At 65.3% G+C, this 16,876-nt stretch carries 16 protein-coding genes; 12 read left to right on the plus strand and 4 right to left on the minus strand.

Translation table 11 applies throughout. The annotated features are described in order from the left end of the window. The first annotated feature begins 93 nt into the window (after positions 1-93). From QW861_RS30900 to QW861_RS30915, 4 genes are all read left to right on the plus strand, one after another. Positions 94-1,857, plus strand: coding sequence for an ABC transporter ATP-binding protein (locus QW861_RS30900; RefSeq protein WP_316193907.1), 1,764 nt, complete (start codon positions 94-96; stop codon positions 1,855-1,857). A 72-nt stretch (positions 1,858-1,929) separates the two neighbouring features. Continuing rightward, entirely contained in the window at positions 1,930-4,131 is a 2,202-nt protein-coding gene (locus tag QW861_RS30905) for an amylo-alpha-1,6-glucosidase (protein ID WP_315754204.1), read from the plus strand. Then, on the plus strand, positions 4,128-4,637 hold the full coding sequence (locus tag QW861_RS30910) for a PRC-barrel domain-containing protein (RefSeq protein ID WP_315754201.1): 510 nt from the start codon (positions 4,128-4,130) through the stop codon (positions 4,635-4,637). Before QW861_RS30905 ends, QW861_RS30910 begins: the two co-directional genes overlap by 4 nt. Positions 4,638-4,743: 106 nt before the next feature. Continuing rightward, a complete protein-coding gene (locus QW861_RS30915; protein WP_315754199.1) occupies positions 4,744-6,066 on the plus strand; it encodes an MFS transporter in 1,323 nt (440 codons plus the stop codon). A 14-nt stretch (positions 6,067-6,080) separates the two neighbouring features. Here QW861_RS30915 and QW861_RS30920 read toward each other — a convergent pair whose 3' ends face one another. From QW861_RS30920 to fixL, 4 genes are all read right to left on the minus strand, one after another. Beyond that, on the minus strand, positions 6,081-6,785 hold the full coding sequence (locus QW861_RS30920) for a helix-turn-helix domain-containing protein (protein ID WP_315754250.1): 705 nt from the start codon (positions 6,783-6,785) through the stop codon (positions 6,081-6,083). Between the two features lie 111 nt (positions 6,786-6,896). Further along, positions 6,897-7,301 (minus strand): response regulator, encoded by a 405-nt coding sequence (locus QW861_RS30925; RefSeq protein WP_315715697.1) that lies wholly within the window; start codon positions 7,299-7,301, stop codon positions 6,897-6,899. A 77-nt stretch (positions 7,302-7,378) separates the two neighbouring features. After that, complete coding sequence (gene fixJ, locus QW861_RS30930; RefSeq protein WP_315715698.1) at positions 7,379-7,996, minus strand: response regulator FixJ; 618 nt, start codon at positions 7,994-7,996, stop codon at positions 7,379-7,381. Further along, positions 7,989-9,512 carry a sensor protein FixL gene (fixL, locus tag QW861_RS30935; protein WP_409998690.1) on the minus strand — a complete coding sequence of 508 codons (1,524 nt, stop codon included), beginning with the start codon at positions 9,510-9,512 and terminating at the stop codon, positions 7,989-7,991. The genes fixJ and fixL overlap by 8 nt, the downstream gene beginning before the upstream one ends. Positions 9,513-9,783: 271 nt before the next feature. On the opposite strand from fixL, the gene QW861_RS30940 reads away from it, so the two are divergent. The 8 genes from QW861_RS30940 to QW861_RS30975 all read left to right on the plus strand — a co-directional run bounded on the left by QW861_RS30940 (position 9,784) and on the right by QW861_RS30975 (position 16,871). Further along, on the plus strand, positions 9,784-10,617 hold the full coding sequence (locus tag QW861_RS30940; protein WP_315754197.1) for a universal stress protein: 834 nt from the start codon (positions 9,784-9,786) through the stop codon (positions 10,615-10,617). Between the two features lie 37 nt (positions 10,618-10,654). Further along, positions 10,655-11,080, plus strand: a complete 426-nt coding sequence (locus QW861_RS30945) for an HPP family protein (protein ID WP_315715700.1) — start codon at positions 10,655-10,657, stop codon at positions 11,078-11,080. 225 nt (positions 11,081-11,305) lie between these two features. Continuing rightward, on the plus strand, positions 11,306-12,952 hold the full coding sequence (gene ccoN, locus QW861_RS30950; RefSeq protein ID WP_315715701.1) for a cytochrome-c oxidase, cbb3-type subunit I: 1,647 nt from the start codon (positions 11,306-11,308) through the stop codon (positions 12,950-12,952). Between the two features lie 10 nt (positions 12,953-12,962). Further along, positions 12,963-13,697, plus strand: coding sequence for a cytochrome-c oxidase, cbb3-type subunit II (gene ccoO / locus QW861_RS30955; protein WP_172236801.1), 735 nt, complete (start codon positions 12,963-12,965; stop codon positions 13,695-13,697). A gap of 17 nt (positions 13,698-13,714) precedes the next feature. Further along, positions 13,715-13,879, plus strand: a complete 165-nt coding sequence (locus QW861_RS30960) for a cbb3-type cytochrome c oxidase subunit 3 (protein WP_315715702.1) — start codon at positions 13,715-13,717, stop codon at positions 13,877-13,879. Between the two features lie 6 nt (positions 13,880-13,885). Next, on the plus strand, positions 13,886-14,758 hold the full coding sequence (gene ccoP / locus QW861_RS30965; RefSeq protein WP_315715703.1) for a cytochrome-c oxidase, cbb3-type subunit III: 873 nt from the start codon (positions 13,886-13,888) through the stop codon (positions 14,756-14,758). Positions 14,759-14,871: 113 nt separating this feature from the next. Then, the gene (ccoG, locus tag QW861_RS30970) at positions 14,872-16,353 is read left to right on the plus strand and encodes a cytochrome c oxidase accessory protein CcoG (RefSeq protein WP_315715704.1); all 1,482 of its coding nucleotides are present in this window, start codon (positions 14,872-14,874) and stop codon (positions 16,351-16,353) included. Positions 16,354-16,370: 17 nt separating this feature from the next. After that, entirely contained in the window at positions 16,371-16,871 is a 501-nt protein-coding gene (locus QW861_RS30975; RefSeq protein ID WP_315715705.1) for a FixH family protein, read from the plus strand. The last annotated feature ends 5 nt before the right edge of the window (positions 16,872-16,876 follow it).

The following is a 16,876-nucleotide window of genomic DNA, read 5'->3' on the forward strand; positions in this document are numbered from 1 at the left end:
GCGCCGCGAAGGCGCACGGAACCCGAGAAACCGTTCGTCGTTCATCTGGCCGCATCAGGTGTCGCCACGACCTCGCTCATCAACGGGAAGACCATGGATCAGCTTTCTGGCTACGCGCACCGACCCTTTCCCTTCGTGATGCGCTATCTGCGCAAGCGCCCCACCGCCCACCTCGTGATTCTGATGGCCGTCATCGGTGCGGTTGCCTGTTCGGTAGGCACGCAATATGGCGTGAAATCCCTCGTCGACAGCCTCTCGGCAGGGCCTGCGGGCGGCGGCAACGTCTGGGCCGCGTTCGTGCTGCTGATGGCGCTGATCGCGACCGACAACATTCTTTGGCGTGTCGCCAGCTGGATCGCGAGCTTCACCTTCGTCCGTGTCACCGGAGATCTCCGGCGCGACATCTTCCGTCATCTCACCGGGCATTCGCCGAGCTATTTCGGCGACCGTTTGCCCGGCATGCTGTCGAGCCGCATCACGGCGACGTCGAACGCCGTGTTCACCGTGGAGAACATGTTCGTCTGGAACGTCTTGCCGCCATGCCTCGCCACGGTCGCGGCGATCTGCCTGATCGGAACCGTGAGCGGCCCGATGGCCATCGGCCTGCTGCTGATCGCGGCGATGATGGTGGCGGCGATGTTCCGTCTGGCGGCCGCCGGCAAGCCGCTGCATGACGATTTCGCCGACAAGGCGGCCATGGTCGACGGCGAGATGGTCGACGTGATCTCGAACATGCCGCTGGTGCGCGCGTTCTGCGGCCTGCGCCACGAGCACGACCGGTTCGACGCGACGGTCGACAGGGAGTTGGAGGCACGCGGGCGCAGTCTCCGCTACCTCGAGAAGCTGCGCATTCTGCACGCGACGGTGACGATCGTGCTGACGATCGCGCTCATGGCGTGGGCGATCTCGCTGTGGCAGCGGGGCGGGGCGACGACCGGCGACGTCGTGCTGGTCTGCACGCTCGGCCTCTGCATTCTCAACGCGACGCGGGATCTGGCGGTGGCGCTGGTCGATGTCACCCAGCACGTGGCGCGCATGAGCGAGGCGATCGCGACCCTGCTGCAGCCGCACGAGCTGCGCGATGACCCGCAGGCCGAGCCGCTGGTCAAGAGCGGTGCGGCCATCGCCTTCGACAACATCACCTTCCACTATCCTGGCGGTCACAAGCTGTTCGAGAATTTCACGCTGCGCCTGCAGCCGGGCCAGCGCGTGGGCCTGGTTGGACAGTCCGGCGGCGGCAAGTCGAGCCTGTTCACGCTGCTGCAACGGTTCTATGATCCGCAAGCCGGGCATATCACGATCGACGGCCAGGACATCGCCAAGGTCACCCAGCAGAGCCTGCGCGAGGCGATCTCGGTGGTTCCGCAGGACATCTCGCTGTTTCATCGCTCCATTCTGGAGAACATTCGCTACGGACGTCCGAGTGCGACCGACGACGAGGTGTTGCGGGCGGCGATCGCGGCGCGCTGCGACTTCGTCGAGACGCTGCAGGAGGGATTGCAGACAATGGTCGGGGATCGCGGCGTCAAGCTGTCGGGCGGGCAGCGCCAGCGCATCGCGATCGCGCGCGCCTTCCTCAAGGATGCGCCGATCCTTCTGCTCGACGAGGCCACCGCCGCGCTCGACAGCGAGTCCGAGGAGGCCATCCGTGAGGCGTTGAGTCGTCTGATGCGCGGCCGCACCGTCATTGCGATCGCGCATCGCCTTGCGACCTTGCGGAATTTTGACCGCGTGGTGGTGCTGAAATCGGGCAGGATCATCGAGGACGGCGCGCCTGACCGGCTGATGCAGGACGAGGGCCCGTATCGTGAGCTCGTCACCCAGGAGATGAACCGGCTCGCCAAGTTCGCCGCCTGATCGTAGCGTCGGGTCGCGTCGAGAACGTGCACTCTCGGTTGTCTGGGCACTTCAACATCGCATGAGGCCAACATGTCCGCCGAAGTCGCAAGCACACTGTCGTTGATCACCCAGACGGACGAGCCTGTCGAGCAGCCGTTCTATATTCCCATGACGGGGCCGGCGTCCCGGCCGCGGCGCTCGCTCAAGCACGACGATACGTTCATCGTCCTCGACGGCCATGGCGACATCGGCGCCTCGGCCGGCGGACCGGACGGTCTCTTCAACGCCGATACGCGCTATCTCGCGCGGCTCGAATTGACGCTGGACGACGTTCAGCCCCTGCTGCTCGGCTCTAGCCTGCGCGACGACAACTCCGCGCTGACCGTCGATCTCACCAATCCCGACATCTACAGCCAGGGCCGCCTGGTGCTGCCGAAGGATATGCTGCACATCGTGCGCACGATCTTTCTCTGGCATGGCACGGCCTATCAGCGCATCGGGCTGCAGAACCATGGCGATCGCCATGCCAGCTTCGATCTCAAGCTGACATTCGACAATGATTTTGCCGACCTTTTCGAGGTGCGAGGCACCGTGCGGCCGCGGCGCGGCATCGGCTCGAGCCGGCTGGTGGACCCGTCCGAGGTGGTCCTGCACTATCGCGGCCTGGACAATGTCCTGCGCACCACCGACGTGAGCTTCGATCCGCGTCCGACGCATCTCACCGTCAATGTCGCAACCTATCATTTCGACCTTGCCCCGCAGGAATCGGCCTCGCTGTTCGTGGCCGTGATGTGCAACGCCAAGGCCGGCGAGCGGCCCCGGCCCTTTTTCCGCAGCCTGCTCGCCCATCGCCGAGAGATGCGCCGATGCACCGTTGGCGCCGCCAGCATCGAGACCTCCAACGACATCCTCAACGAGGTGCTGTGCCAGGCAGCGGCCGATCTGAACATCCTGATGACGGATACGCCGGAGGGGCGTTATCCCTATGCCGGCATTCCCTGGTATTCGACCACTTTCGGTCGCGACGGGCTGATCACCGCGATGCAGATGCTGTGGGTCGATCCGCGCATTGCCCGCGGCGTCCTGCGCCGGCTCGCCGTGCATCAGGCGCGCACGACCGATCCGCTGTCCGATGCCGAGCCCGGCAAGATCCTGCACGAGATGCGCGGCGGCGAGATGGCGGCGCTGCGTGAGGTGCCGTTCGGCTGCTATTATGGCAGCGTCGATTCCACGCCGCTGTTCGTGCTGCTCGCCGGGCTTTATATCGAGCGCACCGGCGACATCGACACCCTGAGGGAGTTATGGCCGGCGATCGAGCTGGCGTTGCGCTGGATCGACGGCCCCGGCGATCCCGATCGCGATGGCTTCGTGGAATATCAGCGCGCCTCCGAGCAGGGTCTCGCCAACCAGGGCTGGAAGGACTCCTACGACGCGGTGTTCCATGCCGATGGACGTCTCGCGGAAGGTTACATCGCGCTTGCGGAGGTGCAGGGCTATGTGTTTGCCGGCAAGCAGCTGGCGGCGCGTTGCGCCCGTCGGCTCGGAAAGGCCGAGATGGCGGACCGGCTCCAGGCCGAGGCCGCTGATCTCGCGGAACGGTTCGAGGACGCCTTCTGGTGCGAGGATCTGAACACCTATGCGCTCGCGCTCGACGGCCACAAGCAGCCCTGCCGCGTCCGGACGTCCAACGCCGGGCAGCTGCTGTTCAGCGGCATGGTGCGCGAGGATCGCGCCCGCAAGCTTGCCGCCGAACTGCTGCGGCCGCATTTCTTCTCGGGCTGGGGCATCCGCACCGTGGCCTGCGGCGAAGCGCGCTACAATCCGATGTCCTATCACGACGGATCGATCTGGCCGCACGACAATGCGCTGATTGCGCTCGGCCTGTCGCGCTATGGCCTCAAGCATGCGGTCGAGCAGGTGTTCGGCGGCCTGTTCGAAGCGGCGTCCTACATGGATCTGCGCCGGCTGCCGGAGCTGTTCTGCGGCTTCCGGCGCGAGAAGCATCGCGGCCCGACGCTCTATCCGGTGGCCTGCGCGCCGCAGGCCTGGGCCAGCGCGACGCCGTTCACCTTGCTCGAGGCGGCGCTCGGGCTCGAGTTCGACGCCGCGCGCGGCGAGATCCGTCTGCGCAATCCGCGGCTGCCCGCCTTCCTGGACTGGGTGGTGCTGCGCGATCTCAGGCTCGGCAGCTCCACGATCGACCTGCGCATTCGCCGCCATGGCGAGGACATCTCCATGGAGGTGCTGCGGCGGCGCGGTCAGATCCAGGTCTCGCTGGTGCTGGCGCAATGATGGCGTTGAAACCCGCTCTCCACCGAGCTGCTTGCGGCTGTCTCGTCACGCTGCCGTTGCTCATCGGTCCGTATGTCGGCGACGGGCATGCGCAGCAGCCGTCGCCGGCACCGCCTGCCAAGGATGCCGCGGCGCCCGCGAAGGAGCCGGCACCGCCGCCCTCGGTCACCATCCTCGGCGCGCGCGATGCGCATGGCGTGCTCGGTCGCGACGTGCGCAGCTCGACCGGCGAGGACATGGGCCACATCGTCGACGTCATCGTCGATTCCACCGGCACGGTGCGAGCCGCGGTGATCGATTTCGGCGGCTTTCTCGGCGTCGGCAGCCGCAAGATCGTGGTCGACTGGACCGCGCTCGATTTCAAGCACATCGCCGAGAAGAGCGACCAGGTCACGCTCGACCTCACCAAGGAGCAGGTGAAGGCCGCGCCCGAATACAAGGAGGACAAGCCCGTCGTCGTGCTCGGCGCGTCCGGCAAGCTGTCTCCCTGGGATTTCGATCATTGAGTTGATGCGTGAGATTGCCGGTCCGGCCTGCGCGTGCAGCGGAACATGGTGGGGATGTTCTGTCCCGTCAGCCTCATGAGTTGAGATGAGTTGAGATGTGAGAGCCATGCCGATTGCACGGCCGTCGAGATCGCCTGACCGGGAGCCCGAGCCTGACGGCGCGGCAGAGGCGGGCGCGCGTCCGGATGCCGGGGAGGATCATGGCCAGACTTCAAGACCGGCGCCGTCGCGGCAGAGCCTGCGCGGGCTGGATTGGTTCATCTTCTTCCTGGCCGACGTGCAGACCGGCTTCGGTCCCTTCATCGCGGTCTATCTGACGACGCAGAAATGGACGCAGGCGCAGATCGGCCTGGTGCTGTCGATCGGCGGCGTCGTCGGGCTGATCGGGCAGATGCCGGGCGGCGCGATCATCGATGCGGCCAGATCCGAGCGCCGCGTCGCCGGCCTTGCCATCGCGGCCATCGGCGGCTGCGCGCTGGCCTATGCGGCTTGGCCGATCTTTCCCGTGGTCGCGGCTGCCGCGACGTTGCATGCGGCGGCGAGCTGCGTGTTGGGACCTGCGATCGCGGCGATCAGCCTCGGCCTGGTCGGGCCGCGCGGCATGGCGGAGCGGCTCGGCCGCAATGCGCGGTTCGCGTCGCTCGGCAATGGTGTGGCCGCGGCCGTGATGGGCACCTGCGGCTATCTGCTGTCCAGCCGCGCCGTGTTCCTGGTCACCTTCATTCTCGCCTTTCCGACGCTGATCGCGTTGTCGCGAATCCGCGAGCGCGAGATCGACGTCGCGCGGGCGCACGGCCGGGCCGATCACGAGGACAAGGAGGTCGCGCGGCTGTCGAATCTGCTCGGCCTGCTGCGCCAGCGCGCGCTGCTCGTGTTCGCGCTCGGCGTGTTCCTGCTGCAACTCGCCAATGCGGCGATGCTGCCGCTGATGGCCGGCGTGGTGACGACGAAATCGAGCGAATGGGCGCCGATGCTGATCGCGTTCTGCATCGTGGTGCCGCAGGCGATCGTGGCGCTGACCTCGCCCTCGGTCGGCGCGGTCGCGCAGCAATGGGGCCGCAGGCCGCTGCTGATGCTCGGGTTTGCCGCGCTCGCGATGCGCGGCGCGCTGTTCGCGGTCGTGCACGATCCCTACGTGCTGGTGGCGGTGCAGATCTTCGACGGCGTCACGGCGGCCGTGTTCGCCGTCATGATTCCGCTGACGGTGGCCGACGTCGCCTTCGGCAGCGGGCATTTCAATCTGGCGCAGGGAATCGTCGGGACGGCGTCCGGAATCGGCGGATCGCTGTCCACCGTCGTCGCCGGCTTCGCCAGCGACCGCTACGGCAGCGCCACCGCCTTCATCGGTCTGTCGGGCGTGGCGCTGACAGGTCTTCTTCTGATCGCGCTGCTGATGCCCGAGACCGGGCACCGCCGGCGCAGGGCGTGAACGGGCAGGGCGCCTCAGGCGTCCATGCTGCGCAGACGCTGGCGGTTGCGCAGCACGATCTGGCGGGCACCGGAGAAGCCGAGAACGCCCTGGCTGTGCAACTGCGACAGCGCGCGCGACACGGTCTCCAGGGTCAGGCCGAGATAGTCGCCGATATCGCGGCGGCACATCGGCAGCGCCATCATGCCGGCGACGGCGAGGCGGCGGTCCATCTCGAGCAGGAAGGTCGCGACGCGCTCCATCGCGGTCTTGCGGCCCAGCAGCAGCATGTGGTCCTCGGCATGGCGGAGATCGCCGGCCGTCATGGTCCAGAGCTTGCGGGCGACCGCGACGTCGACGCCTGCGGCCTGTTCGAGGCTGCGGCGTTTCACCAGGCGCACGGTGGTATCGATGATGGCCTCGGCGGCGAGGCGATGCATGGAGCCGAATTCGAGGCCGAAAACGTCACCGGGAAGATGGAAGGCGCCGATCTGGCGGCGGCCGTCGGAGAGCAGCTTGTAGCTGCGAACCGCGCCGGAGATCACCTGGTAGACGTACTCGGCCGGCTCGTCCTCGCCATAGATCTCCTCGTCCTTCTTGTAGGAGAACTCGCTGGCGATGAGCCCGGCATGGCCGGTGATCTCGGCAAAGGGATTGGCGGCAGGAGAGACGACAGCAGAGGGGACGGCGTGGGGGGCGTTGGTGCTGACGACCGAATTGGTAATCGACTGATTGAGCATGACCATCTCCTTGCGGCGGATGGCGATGTGGTACACGGCGGCTCCCGTTAAGGACATTTCGGCCGTTATCTTAAGGGGGGTTCCTTACGTAGATATACGTAGCCGGCCCGCTCAGGAGACGCGCTGGGCGGTACCCGAATGGTCGTTGGCGATCGCCTTGCGGATCCGCTTCACCAGATTGTCGTCGAGCAGCGGCTTGAGCAGGAAATCCTGGATCCCGACGGCCGCCGCGCGCGCCGCAAGCCGGTCATCGTAGTGCCCCGTGATCAGCACCACCGGCGCGGTCGCCCCCTGCTTGCGCAACCGTTCGGCGAGCTCGACGCCGTTGATCTCCGGCATCTTGTAGTCGACCACGAAGCAGTCGACGGGCGCGTGGTCCGAGGCCTTGAGCAGCGCGGTGCCGCTGCGAAACGTGCGCACGTCGAAGCCATCGGCCTCCAGCAGGAAGCGCAGCGAGCCAAGGACGTCAGCATCGTCGTCGGCTACGTAGACCGTAGGTTTTGTGTGAGCCGACATCGCACGTGCCGCGAGAATGTGATGTTGAACCGAGGCGCAAGATAACACTCGATTCTGTCAAGGTAGCTTGATCTAGCTCAATCCTTCAGCGCGCCTGCGCGCATCGCCAGACGCACCAGCTCGGAGAGGCTGTTCGCTCCCATCTTGGTCATCACGTTGGCCCTGTAGACCTCGATGGTGCGCGGACTGATGTCGTATTCGCGCGCGATCAGCTTGTTGGAGAGACCGGCCATCAGTCCATCCATCACCTGGCGCTCACGGGGGCTCAGGCTGGCGACGCGCGCCAGGATGTCCTGCGTGACCGATTCGTTCTTCGCGGCCGGCTCGGCCTGCTGGATGGCCGTTTCGATCATGGCGACCAGTCGCTCGTCCTCGAACGGCTTCTCCAGAAAATCGACCGCGCCGAGCTTCATCGCCTCGACCGCGAGCGGCACGTCGCCATGGCCGGTCATCACCAGGATCGGAAAGCTGCTGCCGGCGGCCTTCATGCGCTTGAGCAGCTCGATGCCGTCGATGCCGGGCATCCGCACGTCCGAGACGACGCAGCCGAAAGGGAGCATCGGCAGTCGGCCGAGAAAGACCTCCGCGTTCTCGAACAGCGTGACGTCAAAGCCTGATGAATCGAGCAGGAAGTTGAGCGAATCCCGCATCGCCTCGTCGTCGTCGATCACATAGACCTTGGCCCGTTCAGCCATCGTGCTCAACCTTGGTGGAGGCCGCGGGCAGGGTGAAGCGGAACGTCGCGCCTCCCGCTTCGTTGTTCTCGGCCCACATGCGCCCGCCATGGGCCTCGATGATGGACCGGCTGATCGAGAGGCCGACTCCCATTCCGGTGTCCTTGGTGGTGAAGAAGGTCTTGAAGAGATTGGGCATGACGTCGTCGTGGAATCCCGTTCCGGTGTCGGATACCGAGACCTCGATCAAGTCGTCGCTGAGTCTGCAATTTGTCGCACTGAGCTCGCGGCGTTCGGAATGAGCCATCGCCTCGAGTCCATTGCGGAACAGATTGACCAGGACCTGCTGGATCTGGACCCGGTCGGCGAGCACGAGATCGGCCTCCGGATTGAGTTGAAAGCGCAACTGGACGTTCTGCTCGCGGGCGCCGGAAAGGCCGAGGGCGCCGGCTTCCTCGATCAGCTTCGACAGGCTCTCGACCCGCTTCTCCGATTCGCCGCGCGAGACGAAATCGCGCAGACGGCGGATGATCTGGCCGGCGCGAATCGCCTGCTCGGCGGCGCGGTCCATCGCGCTCTCGATCTTGGGCGTGTTCGGATCACTGCTGCCGGCCAGCAGCCGACGCGAGCCTTTCATGTAATTGCTGATCGCGGCGAGCGGCTGGTTCAGCTCATGCGCCAGCGCCGAGGCCATCTCGCCCATGGCGCTGAGGCGCGACACGTGGACCAGTTCCGACTGCAGTTCCCGCAGCCGTGCCTGGGTCTGCTGATGCTCGGTGAGATCATGGGCGAAGCCGGTGAAATAGGGCTTGCCGCCGGACTGCATCTCGCCGATCGACAGATGCATCGGGAATGTCGTGCCGTCGCGGCGGCGGCCGGTCACGATGCGGCCGATGCCGATGATACGGCGCTCGCGACTGGCATGGTAGCGGGTGAGGTAGCCGGCATGGCGCGAGCGGTCCGGCTCGGGCATCAATTCGCTGACGTCAAGGCCGACCGCTTCTGCCTCGGTGAGGCCGAACATCCGCTCCGCCGCGGAGCTGAAGAACTGGATCGTGCCGCTGCCGTCGATCACGATCATCGCGTCCGGCACGGTGTCCAGGATCGAGCGGAAATGCTGCTCGCGCAGCCGCAGCGTCTCCTCCAGCCGCTTCTCCTGGTCGATGTCGAGGGCGATGCCGCGCAGATGATGCGGCGCGCCGGCCTCGTCGGGGACCACGCCGGCAAGCACGCGAATCCAGTGGCCGCCGCCGGACACCTTGAACGACATGTCGAACCCGGTGCTCCGATGGCGCGAATCCTCGATCGCCGCCTCGACCGGCGCGCGATCCTCGGGCGCGAGCAGCGCCAGGAAGGACCCGTAGGTCACCGGCTGATCGGCCGCCACGCCGAACAGCTTCCGCGTCGTCACCGACCAGTAGAACTCGCCCGAGGCCAGATCGAGATCCCACGCGCCGAAGCCCAGCCTCCGAGCGTCCTCGGGAGCGTCGTCGAGCCTGGCGGATGCATCCGGGAAGGGGTGGGTGAAGTCGCGCAATTCGAGGCCTTTGATCGATTCGCCGTTGTCCGATTCGCCGTTGCCGCCGCGGCCGGGAGGCCGACCACCGCGGTATCCTATACCAGATTGCGCCCCTGCAACCCGGCCCGACTTAAACTTTGGTTCGACAATTCAAGGCTTTCTCCGATCCTGGGCCGGGTTCCAACGGTGTCCTGCCGCCCGTGCTTCACCGCCGCACCTTGATCTATCTCATCACGGCAGGTGATTTCACCTCTAAGAGCTGCATGGAAGCAATGTTTGGAGAGGCGGGATGACGTTCGCGACTGTCATGGTGAGCCTTGCGCTCAGTCAGCCGAATGAGGCCCGCCTTCAGGTCGCGGCCGACTTGGCGGCGCGCTTTGACGCAGGTGTCATCGGCGTGGCGGCCGCGGAATTCGCGCCGCCGCTGTATTTCACGACCGGCGAGCAGGCGCAGGATCTGATCGAGCAGGGTGAGGCCGCGCTGCGGAATCGACTGGCCGAGCTCGAGCAGCAGTTCCGCACCGCAGTGGGTGACCGGGCTGCGTCGTTGAGCTGGCGCAGCGCCGTGGATTTCCCCGCGCGCTACGTGCTGGCGCAGGCCCGTGCCGCCGACATTCTCGTCACCGGCGGCGTGCCGCCCGGGGTGTCCGATGCGTTCGCGGTCGCCAATCCCAAGGATCTCGTCATGCAGGCCGGGCGCCCGCTGCTCGTGGTGCCGGACAACGTCAGCAGCCTCGATCTCGGGACCGTGCTGGTGGCCTGGAAGGAGACGCCGGAGGCGCGCCGCGCTTTGACCGATGCCCTGCCGCTGCTCGCCAAGGCGAGCGGCGTCGTGGTCGCCGAGATCCCGGAAACCGCCTCGGAATATGACGCCTGCGCGGCGCATCTTGCGGACGTCGTCGCATGGCTCGGCCGTCACAAGATCGTCGCATCGGCGCGCGTCGCGGAACCGGGGCAGGGGCGCAACGTTGCGGCTACGCTCGACGCCGTCGCCGCCGATGTTTCGGCCGGTCTCGTCGTGGCGGGCGCCTATGGCCATTCCCGATTCCGCGAGCTCGTGCTCGGCGGGGTCACCGAGCATCTGATGACGCGCAGCGAGCGTTGCGTTCTGCTGTCGCACTGAAATTCGACCCGCTCCATTCGAGAACAGGATTGCCGCCTTGTATAGATTTCTCGAGGAAACCGCCGGCAACTACATGACGCGGAACGTCACGACCGTGACCCGGGAGACGACGATCCGCGAGCTCGGCGAGATGTTCGACCGCGACGATTTCAACACCTACCCCGTCGTCGAGAACGACGAGGTGATCGGCATCGTCACCAAGTTCGACGTGCTGAAATGCTTTGCCTTCACGCCGAATCAGATGCTGCCGCGCTACAGCGACCTGATGAACCGGACGGTCGCCGACGTGATGACGTCCGAGTTCATCTACGTCAGGCCGGATACGAAGCTGACGCGCGTGCTGCAACTGATGGTCGAGCATCGCATCCGCAGCCTTCCCGTGACCGATGCCGACAACCGCGTGGTCGGGATCGTGGCGCGCGAGGACATCGTGCGAGCGCTGGCGGCTGCCGCCAAGGATTGAGCGCGGCGCGCTGAGTCCGAAGCCTGCTACGAACGTCTAATGACGGCCGGCATGCATCGCTGCATGCCGGCCGTCGCCGTGTCTGCGAGCGAAACCGCGTCGGACCGCGTCGTCGTGCAACACTCCGCCTGTTTACCGGCGAACTGGTCGCAAAGTTGATTTCGATCAATTCCACGTGTGAACGATTGTGGTTGCTGGGCTCGTGTTCTTTCAGCGAGATTCCGCATGAGCGCGTCCTCATCCACAAAATCCATGACCATCGGCGAAAGTGGCTTGTCGCTCACTTTTGCCGTCACCGCCTTCCTGTGCGTCTTCGCTGCGGCGAAGGCACTGGATACGGCCTTCGCGTTCCACGCCTCGCTCGCGGCTGCCGCCAGCGCGGCGTCCGTCTTCTTCATCCTCAACCGCTACTTCGAGCGCCGCGAGCTGCCTCCGCAGGAGATCAATGGTCGGCCGAACTACAATCTCGGTCCGATCAAGTTCGCCTCGTTCATGTCGATGTTCTGGGGCATCGCCGGCTTCACGGTCGGACTCATCATCGCCTCGCAACTGGCCTGGCCCGCGCTGAACTTTGACCTGCCGTGGACCAGCTTCGGCCGCCTGCGGCCGCTGCATACCTCGGCGGTGATCTTCGCCTTCGGCGGCAACGTGCTGCTGGCGACGTCGTTCTACGTCGTGCAGCGAACCTGCCGCGTGCGTCTCGCCGGTGATCTCGCGCCCTGGTTCGTGGTGATCGGCTACAACTTCTTCATCCTGATCGCGGGCACGGGCTATCTGCTCGGTGTCACCGAGGGCAAGGAGTATGCCGAGCCCGAATGGTACTCGGATCTTTGGCTGACGATCGTCTGGGTGGTCTACCTGCTGGTCTTCCTGACGACGATCATCAAGCGCAAGGAGCCGCACATCTTCGTGGCGAACTGGTTCTATCTTGCCTTCATCGTCACGATCGCGGTTCTGCACCTCGGCAACAATCCGGCGCTTCCGGTGTCGCTGTTCGGCTCCAAGTCCTACATCGCCTGGGGTGGCGTGCAGGATGCGATGTTCCAGTGGTGGTACGGCCACAACGCGGTCGGCTTCTTCCTGACCGCCGGCTTCCTGGCCATCATGTACTACTTCATCCCGAAGCGGGCTGAGCGTCCGATCTACTCGTATCGGCTGTCGATCATCCACTTCTGGGCGCTGATCTTCCTCTACATCTGGGCCGGCCCGCACCATCTGCACTATACGGCGCTGCCGGACTGGACGCAGACCCTGGGCATGACCTTCTCGATCATGCTGTGGATGCCCTCCTGGGGCGGCATGATCAACGGCCTGATGACCCTGTCGGGAGCGTGGGACAAGCTGCGGACGGACCCCGTGCTGCGCATGCTGGTCGTCTCGGTCGCCTTCTACGGCATGTCGACCTTCGAAGGTCCGATGATGTCGATCAAGGTGGTCAACTCGCTCAGCCACTACACCGACTGGACCATCGGTCACGTGCACTCCGGTGCGCTCGGCTGGGTCGGCTTCGTCTCCTTCGGCGCGCTGTACTGCCTGGTGCCGTGGATCTGGAACCGCAAGGGTCTCTATAGCCTCAAGCTCGTGAACTGGCACTTCTGGACGGCCACGCTGGGCATCGTGCTCTACATCTCCGCGATGTGGGTCTCGGGCATCCTGCAGGGTCTGATGTGGCGGTCCTACACGGCGCTCGGCTTCCTCGAATACTCGTTCATCGAGACCGTCGAGGCGATGCACCCCTTCTACATCATCCGTGCCGCCGGTGGCGCGCTGTTCCTGATCGGCTCACTCATCATGGCCTACAATCTCTGGATGACGGTCCGTGTCGGTGAGGAAGAAGTTCAGTCGCCCGTCGCCCTTCAGCCGGCGGAGTGAGGTATCAACCATGTCTTTCTGGCAACGACACCAAGTCTTCGAGAAGAACTCGATCATCCTGGTCATCGGCATCCTGCTGGTGATCGCGATCGGCGGCCTCGTCGAGATCACTCCGCTCTTCTACCTGAAGAGCACGATCGAGGCGGTCGACGGCGTGCGTCCCTATACGCCGCTCGAGCTGGCCGGCCGCAACATCTACGTCCGCGAGGGCTGCTATCTCTGCCATTCGCAGATGGTTCGTCCGCTGCGCGACGAAGTGGAACGCTACGGCCACTTCTCGCTCGCCGCGGAGAGCATGTACGACCATCCGTTCCAGTGGGGCTCCAAGCGTACGGGTCCTGACCTCGCCCGCGTCGGCAACAAGTACTCCGACGACTGGCATGTCACCCACCTGACCAACCCGCGCGCCATCGTCCCGCAGTCGATCATGCCCGGCTATCCCTTCCTGAAGGAGACCGAGCTGAACGCCGACAACGTCGCCGATCACCTGAAGACGCTGCGGGCGGTGGGTGTGCCCTACACCGACGACCAGATCGCCAACGCCGCCGCCGACCTCAAGGCGCAGGTCGATCCGGACGGTGCCGGTGCCGAGGCGCTCACCAAACGCTATCCGAAGGCGGTGGTGCGCAACTTCGACGGCAAGGCGGGTGCGCCGACCGAGATGGATGCGCTGGTAGCGTACCTGCAAATGCTCGGCACCTTGGTCGACTTCAAGATCTACAACGAAAAAGCCAATCTGCGCTGAGATCAGAGGCGAACATCATGAAGCCCATCATTGCAGTCGAAAACATCGCGTCGTCACTCGTGACGACGCTGTGGACCCCGATCTTCGTCGCGATCTTCATCGCGATCGTGACCTATGCCCTCTGGCCTCGCAACAAGGCCGCTTTCGACGAGGCGGCGAGCATGCCGTTGCGGGAGGATTAATTCATCATGGCTGACCATACCGAAGTCGACAGTGTCTCCGGCACCCCCACCACCGGCCACGCCTGGGACGGCATCAAGGAGCTCAACACCCCGCTGCCGCGGTGGTGGGTGATCACCTTCTACATCACCATCGTCTGGGCGATCGGCTACTGGATCGTGTATCCGGCCTGGCCGACCATCTCCAGCAACACCCAGGGCCTGTTCGGCTACTCGTCCCGTGCGGACGTGGCGGTCGAGCTTGCCAATCTCGAGAAGATCCGCGGCGCCAAGATGGCCGCGCTCGCGACCGCCTCGCTCGCCGACATCGAGAAGGATCCGGCGATGCTGGCCCTGGCGCGCGCCAAGGGCAAGACGGTGTTCGGCGACAATTGCGCCGCCTGCCACGGGACCGGCGCGGCCGGCGCCAAGGGCTTCCCGAACCTGAACGACGACGACTGGCTGTGGGGCGGCTCGCTGGAGCAGATCCAGCAGACCCTGCTGTACGGCGTGCGCTCGGGTCACCCGAAGACGCGTGAGGGCCAGATGCTCGCCTTCGGCAAGGACGGTGTCCTGAAGCCGGCGGAGATCGTCACGGTCGCCAACTACGTTCGGGAGCTGGCGGGCCTGCCGACCCGGCCGGGTTATGACGCCAAGGCCGGCGCCAAGGTCTTCGCCGAGAACTGCGCGGCCTGCCATGGCGACAACGCCAAGGGCAATCCGGAGCTCGGCGCGCCGAACCTCACCGACAAGATCTGGCTGTACGGCTCCGACGAGGCGACCCTGATCGAGACCATCACCAATGGTCGCGCCGGCGTCATGCCGGCCTGGGAGGGCCGTCTCGACCCGACCACGATCAAGGCGATGGCGGTCTATGTCCACTCGCTGGGTGGCGGAAAGTAACGGAAATCCAACGGAACTTTCCCTTCGATTGAGCTGGATCAACTGAGCGGCCGGAGGTGGACATACCTTCGGCCGCAACTGCGAGAAGACCCCCCAGCCATGATCCGCCAGCCATGAACCAGACGGTAAGACCGGACGACCTGAAGCCTCAGGACCTGCAGCCCGTGGACGATTACGGTCCGCTCTATGCTGCGCACAAGAAGGTCTATCCCCAGAGCGTCTCGGGCACTTTCCGCCGGATCAAATGGGGCCTGATGGGCTTCTGCCTCGGCGTCTATTATTTCCTGCCGTTCGTGCGCTGGAATCGCGGCCTCGGCGCGCCCGACCAGGCGGTGCTGATCGACTTCCCGAACCACCGCTTCTATTTCTTCTTCATCGAGCTGTGGCCGCAGGAGGTGTACTACTTCACCGGCCTCCTGATCATCGCCGCCATCGGCCTGTTCCTGATGAACGCGATCGGCGGCCGTATCTGGTGCGGCTATCTGTGCCCTCAGACAGTGTGGACCGACCTGTTCTATGCCGTCGAGCGCCTGATCGAGGGTGACCGGCGGGAGCGCATGAAGAAGGATGCCTCCGGCGACCCGATGAAGCTGGAGCGGATTTCGGAGCTCGTGCTCAAGCATTCGATCTGGCTGATGATCGCGTGGTGGACCGGCGGCGCCTGGGTGCTGTATTTCAGCGATGCGCCGACGCTCGTGAAGGATCTCATCACCTTCCAGGGGCCGATGCTCGCCTATGTCTGGATCGCGATCCTGACCGCGACGACCTACACGCTCGCCGGCTTCATGCGCGAGCAGGTCTGCGTTTATATGTGCCCGTGGCCGCGCATCCAGGCGGCGCTGACCGACGAATGGGCGCTCAACGTCACCTACCGCTATGACCGCGGCGAGAGCCGCATGTCGGTCAAGAAGGCCGCCGAATTGCGGGCGCTCGGCCAGCCGGCCGGCGACTGCATCGATTGCAAGCAATGCGTGGCGGTATGCCCGACCGGCATCGACATCCGCGACGGCGCCCAGATGGATTGCATCCAGTGCGGCCTCTGCATCGACGCCTGCGATACCGTCATGACCAAGATCGGCCGCCCGACGCGGCTGATCGGCTATGACAACGACATCAACATCCATCGTCGGCAGGAAGGCAAGCCGCCGATCTACAAGCTCGTGCGCCCGCGGACCATCGTCTATGCCGCGATCATCGCCGTGGTCGGCGGCGCCATGGTCTACAAGCTCGCGACCCGGTCGCTGCTCGAGGTCAACGTGCTGCACGATCGCAATCCGATCGCGATCAAGCTGTCCGACGGCTCGATCCGCAATGCCTATACGGTGCGCGTCCTCAACAAGCACGGCTTCGATCGCGTCATCGCCATCGACATCGAGGGGCCTGCCAATTCGACCGTCCACGTCGTCGGTGCGGATTCGGTGACGCCGGACCGGCCTATGATCGTGATCGGGCGCGACCAGACCGAGGAGCTGCGCCTCCTGGTGACCGCTCCCGAGGAGAACAATCCCGCGAAGTCCATCCCAGTGAAGTTCCATGTGACGGATATCGGTCTCGGCGTCGTCGCCTCCGCCACCGACAATTTCGTCAGCCCGTAGAGCTAAGGAGCCTGTCAATGGCCAGCCGTTCCAATCCTTCTTTCCAGCTGACCGGAGGCATGGTGCTCGCGATGCTCCTCGCCTTCTTCGGGACCGTGATCGGCGTCAACGTCTACATGATGAAGATGGCGATCTCGACCCTGCCGGGCACCGAGGTCGACAGCGCCTACAGCGCCAGCCTCGGCTACGAGAAGGAGATCGCGGCGGCGCGCGCCCAGGAGGCGCGGCGCTGGCAGGTCGAGGCGCATATCGAGCGTAGCGCCGGCGGCGCCGCCATCCTGCAGGTCAACGCGCGCGACGCAAGCGGCAATCCCGTCTCGGGCCTGACCTTCCAGGGCCGGCTCGAGCGTCCGGCCGACAAGCGCGCGGATCAGGACGTCGCCCTCGCCGAGGTCGGCATCGGCATCTATCGCGGCACGGCGGAGGCGATCGCGCCGGGCCAGTGGGACCTCGTGCTCGAAGGTGATTCCAGCGGCCGCCGCCTGTTCATGTCGAAGAACCGCGTGCTGCTGAACTGAAGGGA

The organism is Bradyrhizobium sp. SZCCHNRI1029 (assembly GCF_032487555.1).
Lineage (GTDB): Bacteria > Pseudomonadota > Alphaproteobacteria > Rhizobiales > Xanthobacteraceae > Bradyrhizobium.

Excerpts from the sequence above, each read along its gene's own strand:
- ccoG (WP_315715704.1), top strand. The coding sequence starts at position 14,872 with ATGAACCAGACGGTAAGACCGGACGACCTGAAGCCTCAGGACCTGCAG.
- QW861_RS30940 (WP_315754197.1), top strand. The coding sequence starts at position 9,784 with ATGACGTTCGCGACTGTCATGGTGAGCCTTGCGCTCAGTCAGCCGAAT.
- ccoP (WP_315715703.1), top strand. The coding sequence starts at position 13,886 with ATGGCTGACCATACCGAAGTCGACAGTGTCTCCGGCACCCCCACCACC.
- QW861_RS30960 (WP_315715702.1), top strand. The coding sequence starts at position 13,715 with ATGAAGCCCATCATTGCAGTCGAAAACATCGCGTCGTCACTCGTGACG.
- QW861_RS30975 (WP_315715705.1), top strand. The coding sequence starts at position 16,371 with ATGGCCAGCCGTTCCAATCCTTCTTTCCAGCTGACCGGAGGCATGGTG.
- QW861_RS30910 (WP_315754201.1), top strand. The coding sequence starts at position 4,128 with ATGATGGCGTTGAAACCCGCTCTCCACCGAGCTGCTTGCGGCTGTCTC.
- ccoO (WP_172236801.1), top strand. The coding sequence starts at position 12,963 with ATGTCTTTCTGGCAACGACACCAAGTCTTCGAGAAGAACTCGATCATC.
- QW861_RS30920 (WP_315754250.1), bottom strand. The coding sequence starts at position 6,785 with ATGCTCAATCAGTCGATTACCAATTCGGTCGTCAGCACCAACGCCCCC.
- ccoN (WP_315715701.1), top strand. The coding sequence starts at position 11,306 with ATGAGCGCGTCCTCATCCACAAAATCCATGACCATCGGCGAAAGTGGC.
- QW861_RS30900 (WP_316193907.1), top strand. The coding sequence starts at position 94 with ATGGATCAGCTTTCTGGCTACGCGCACCGACCCTTTCCCTTCGTGATG.
- fixJ (WP_315715698.1), bottom strand. The coding sequence starts at position 7,996 with ATGGCTGAACGGGCCAAGGTCTATGTGATCGACGACGACGAGGCGATG.
- QW861_RS30925 (WP_315715697.1), bottom strand. The coding sequence starts at position 7,301 with ATGTCGGCTCACACAAAACCTACGGTCTACGTAGCCGACGACGATGCT.
- QW861_RS30915 (WP_315754199.1), top strand. The coding sequence starts at position 4,744 with ATGCCGATTGCACGGCCGTCGAGATCGCCTGACCGGGAGCCCGAGCCT.
- QW861_RS30905 (WP_315754204.1), top strand. The coding sequence starts at position 1,930 with ATGTCCGCCGAAGTCGCAAGCACACTGTCGTTGATCACCCAGACGGAC.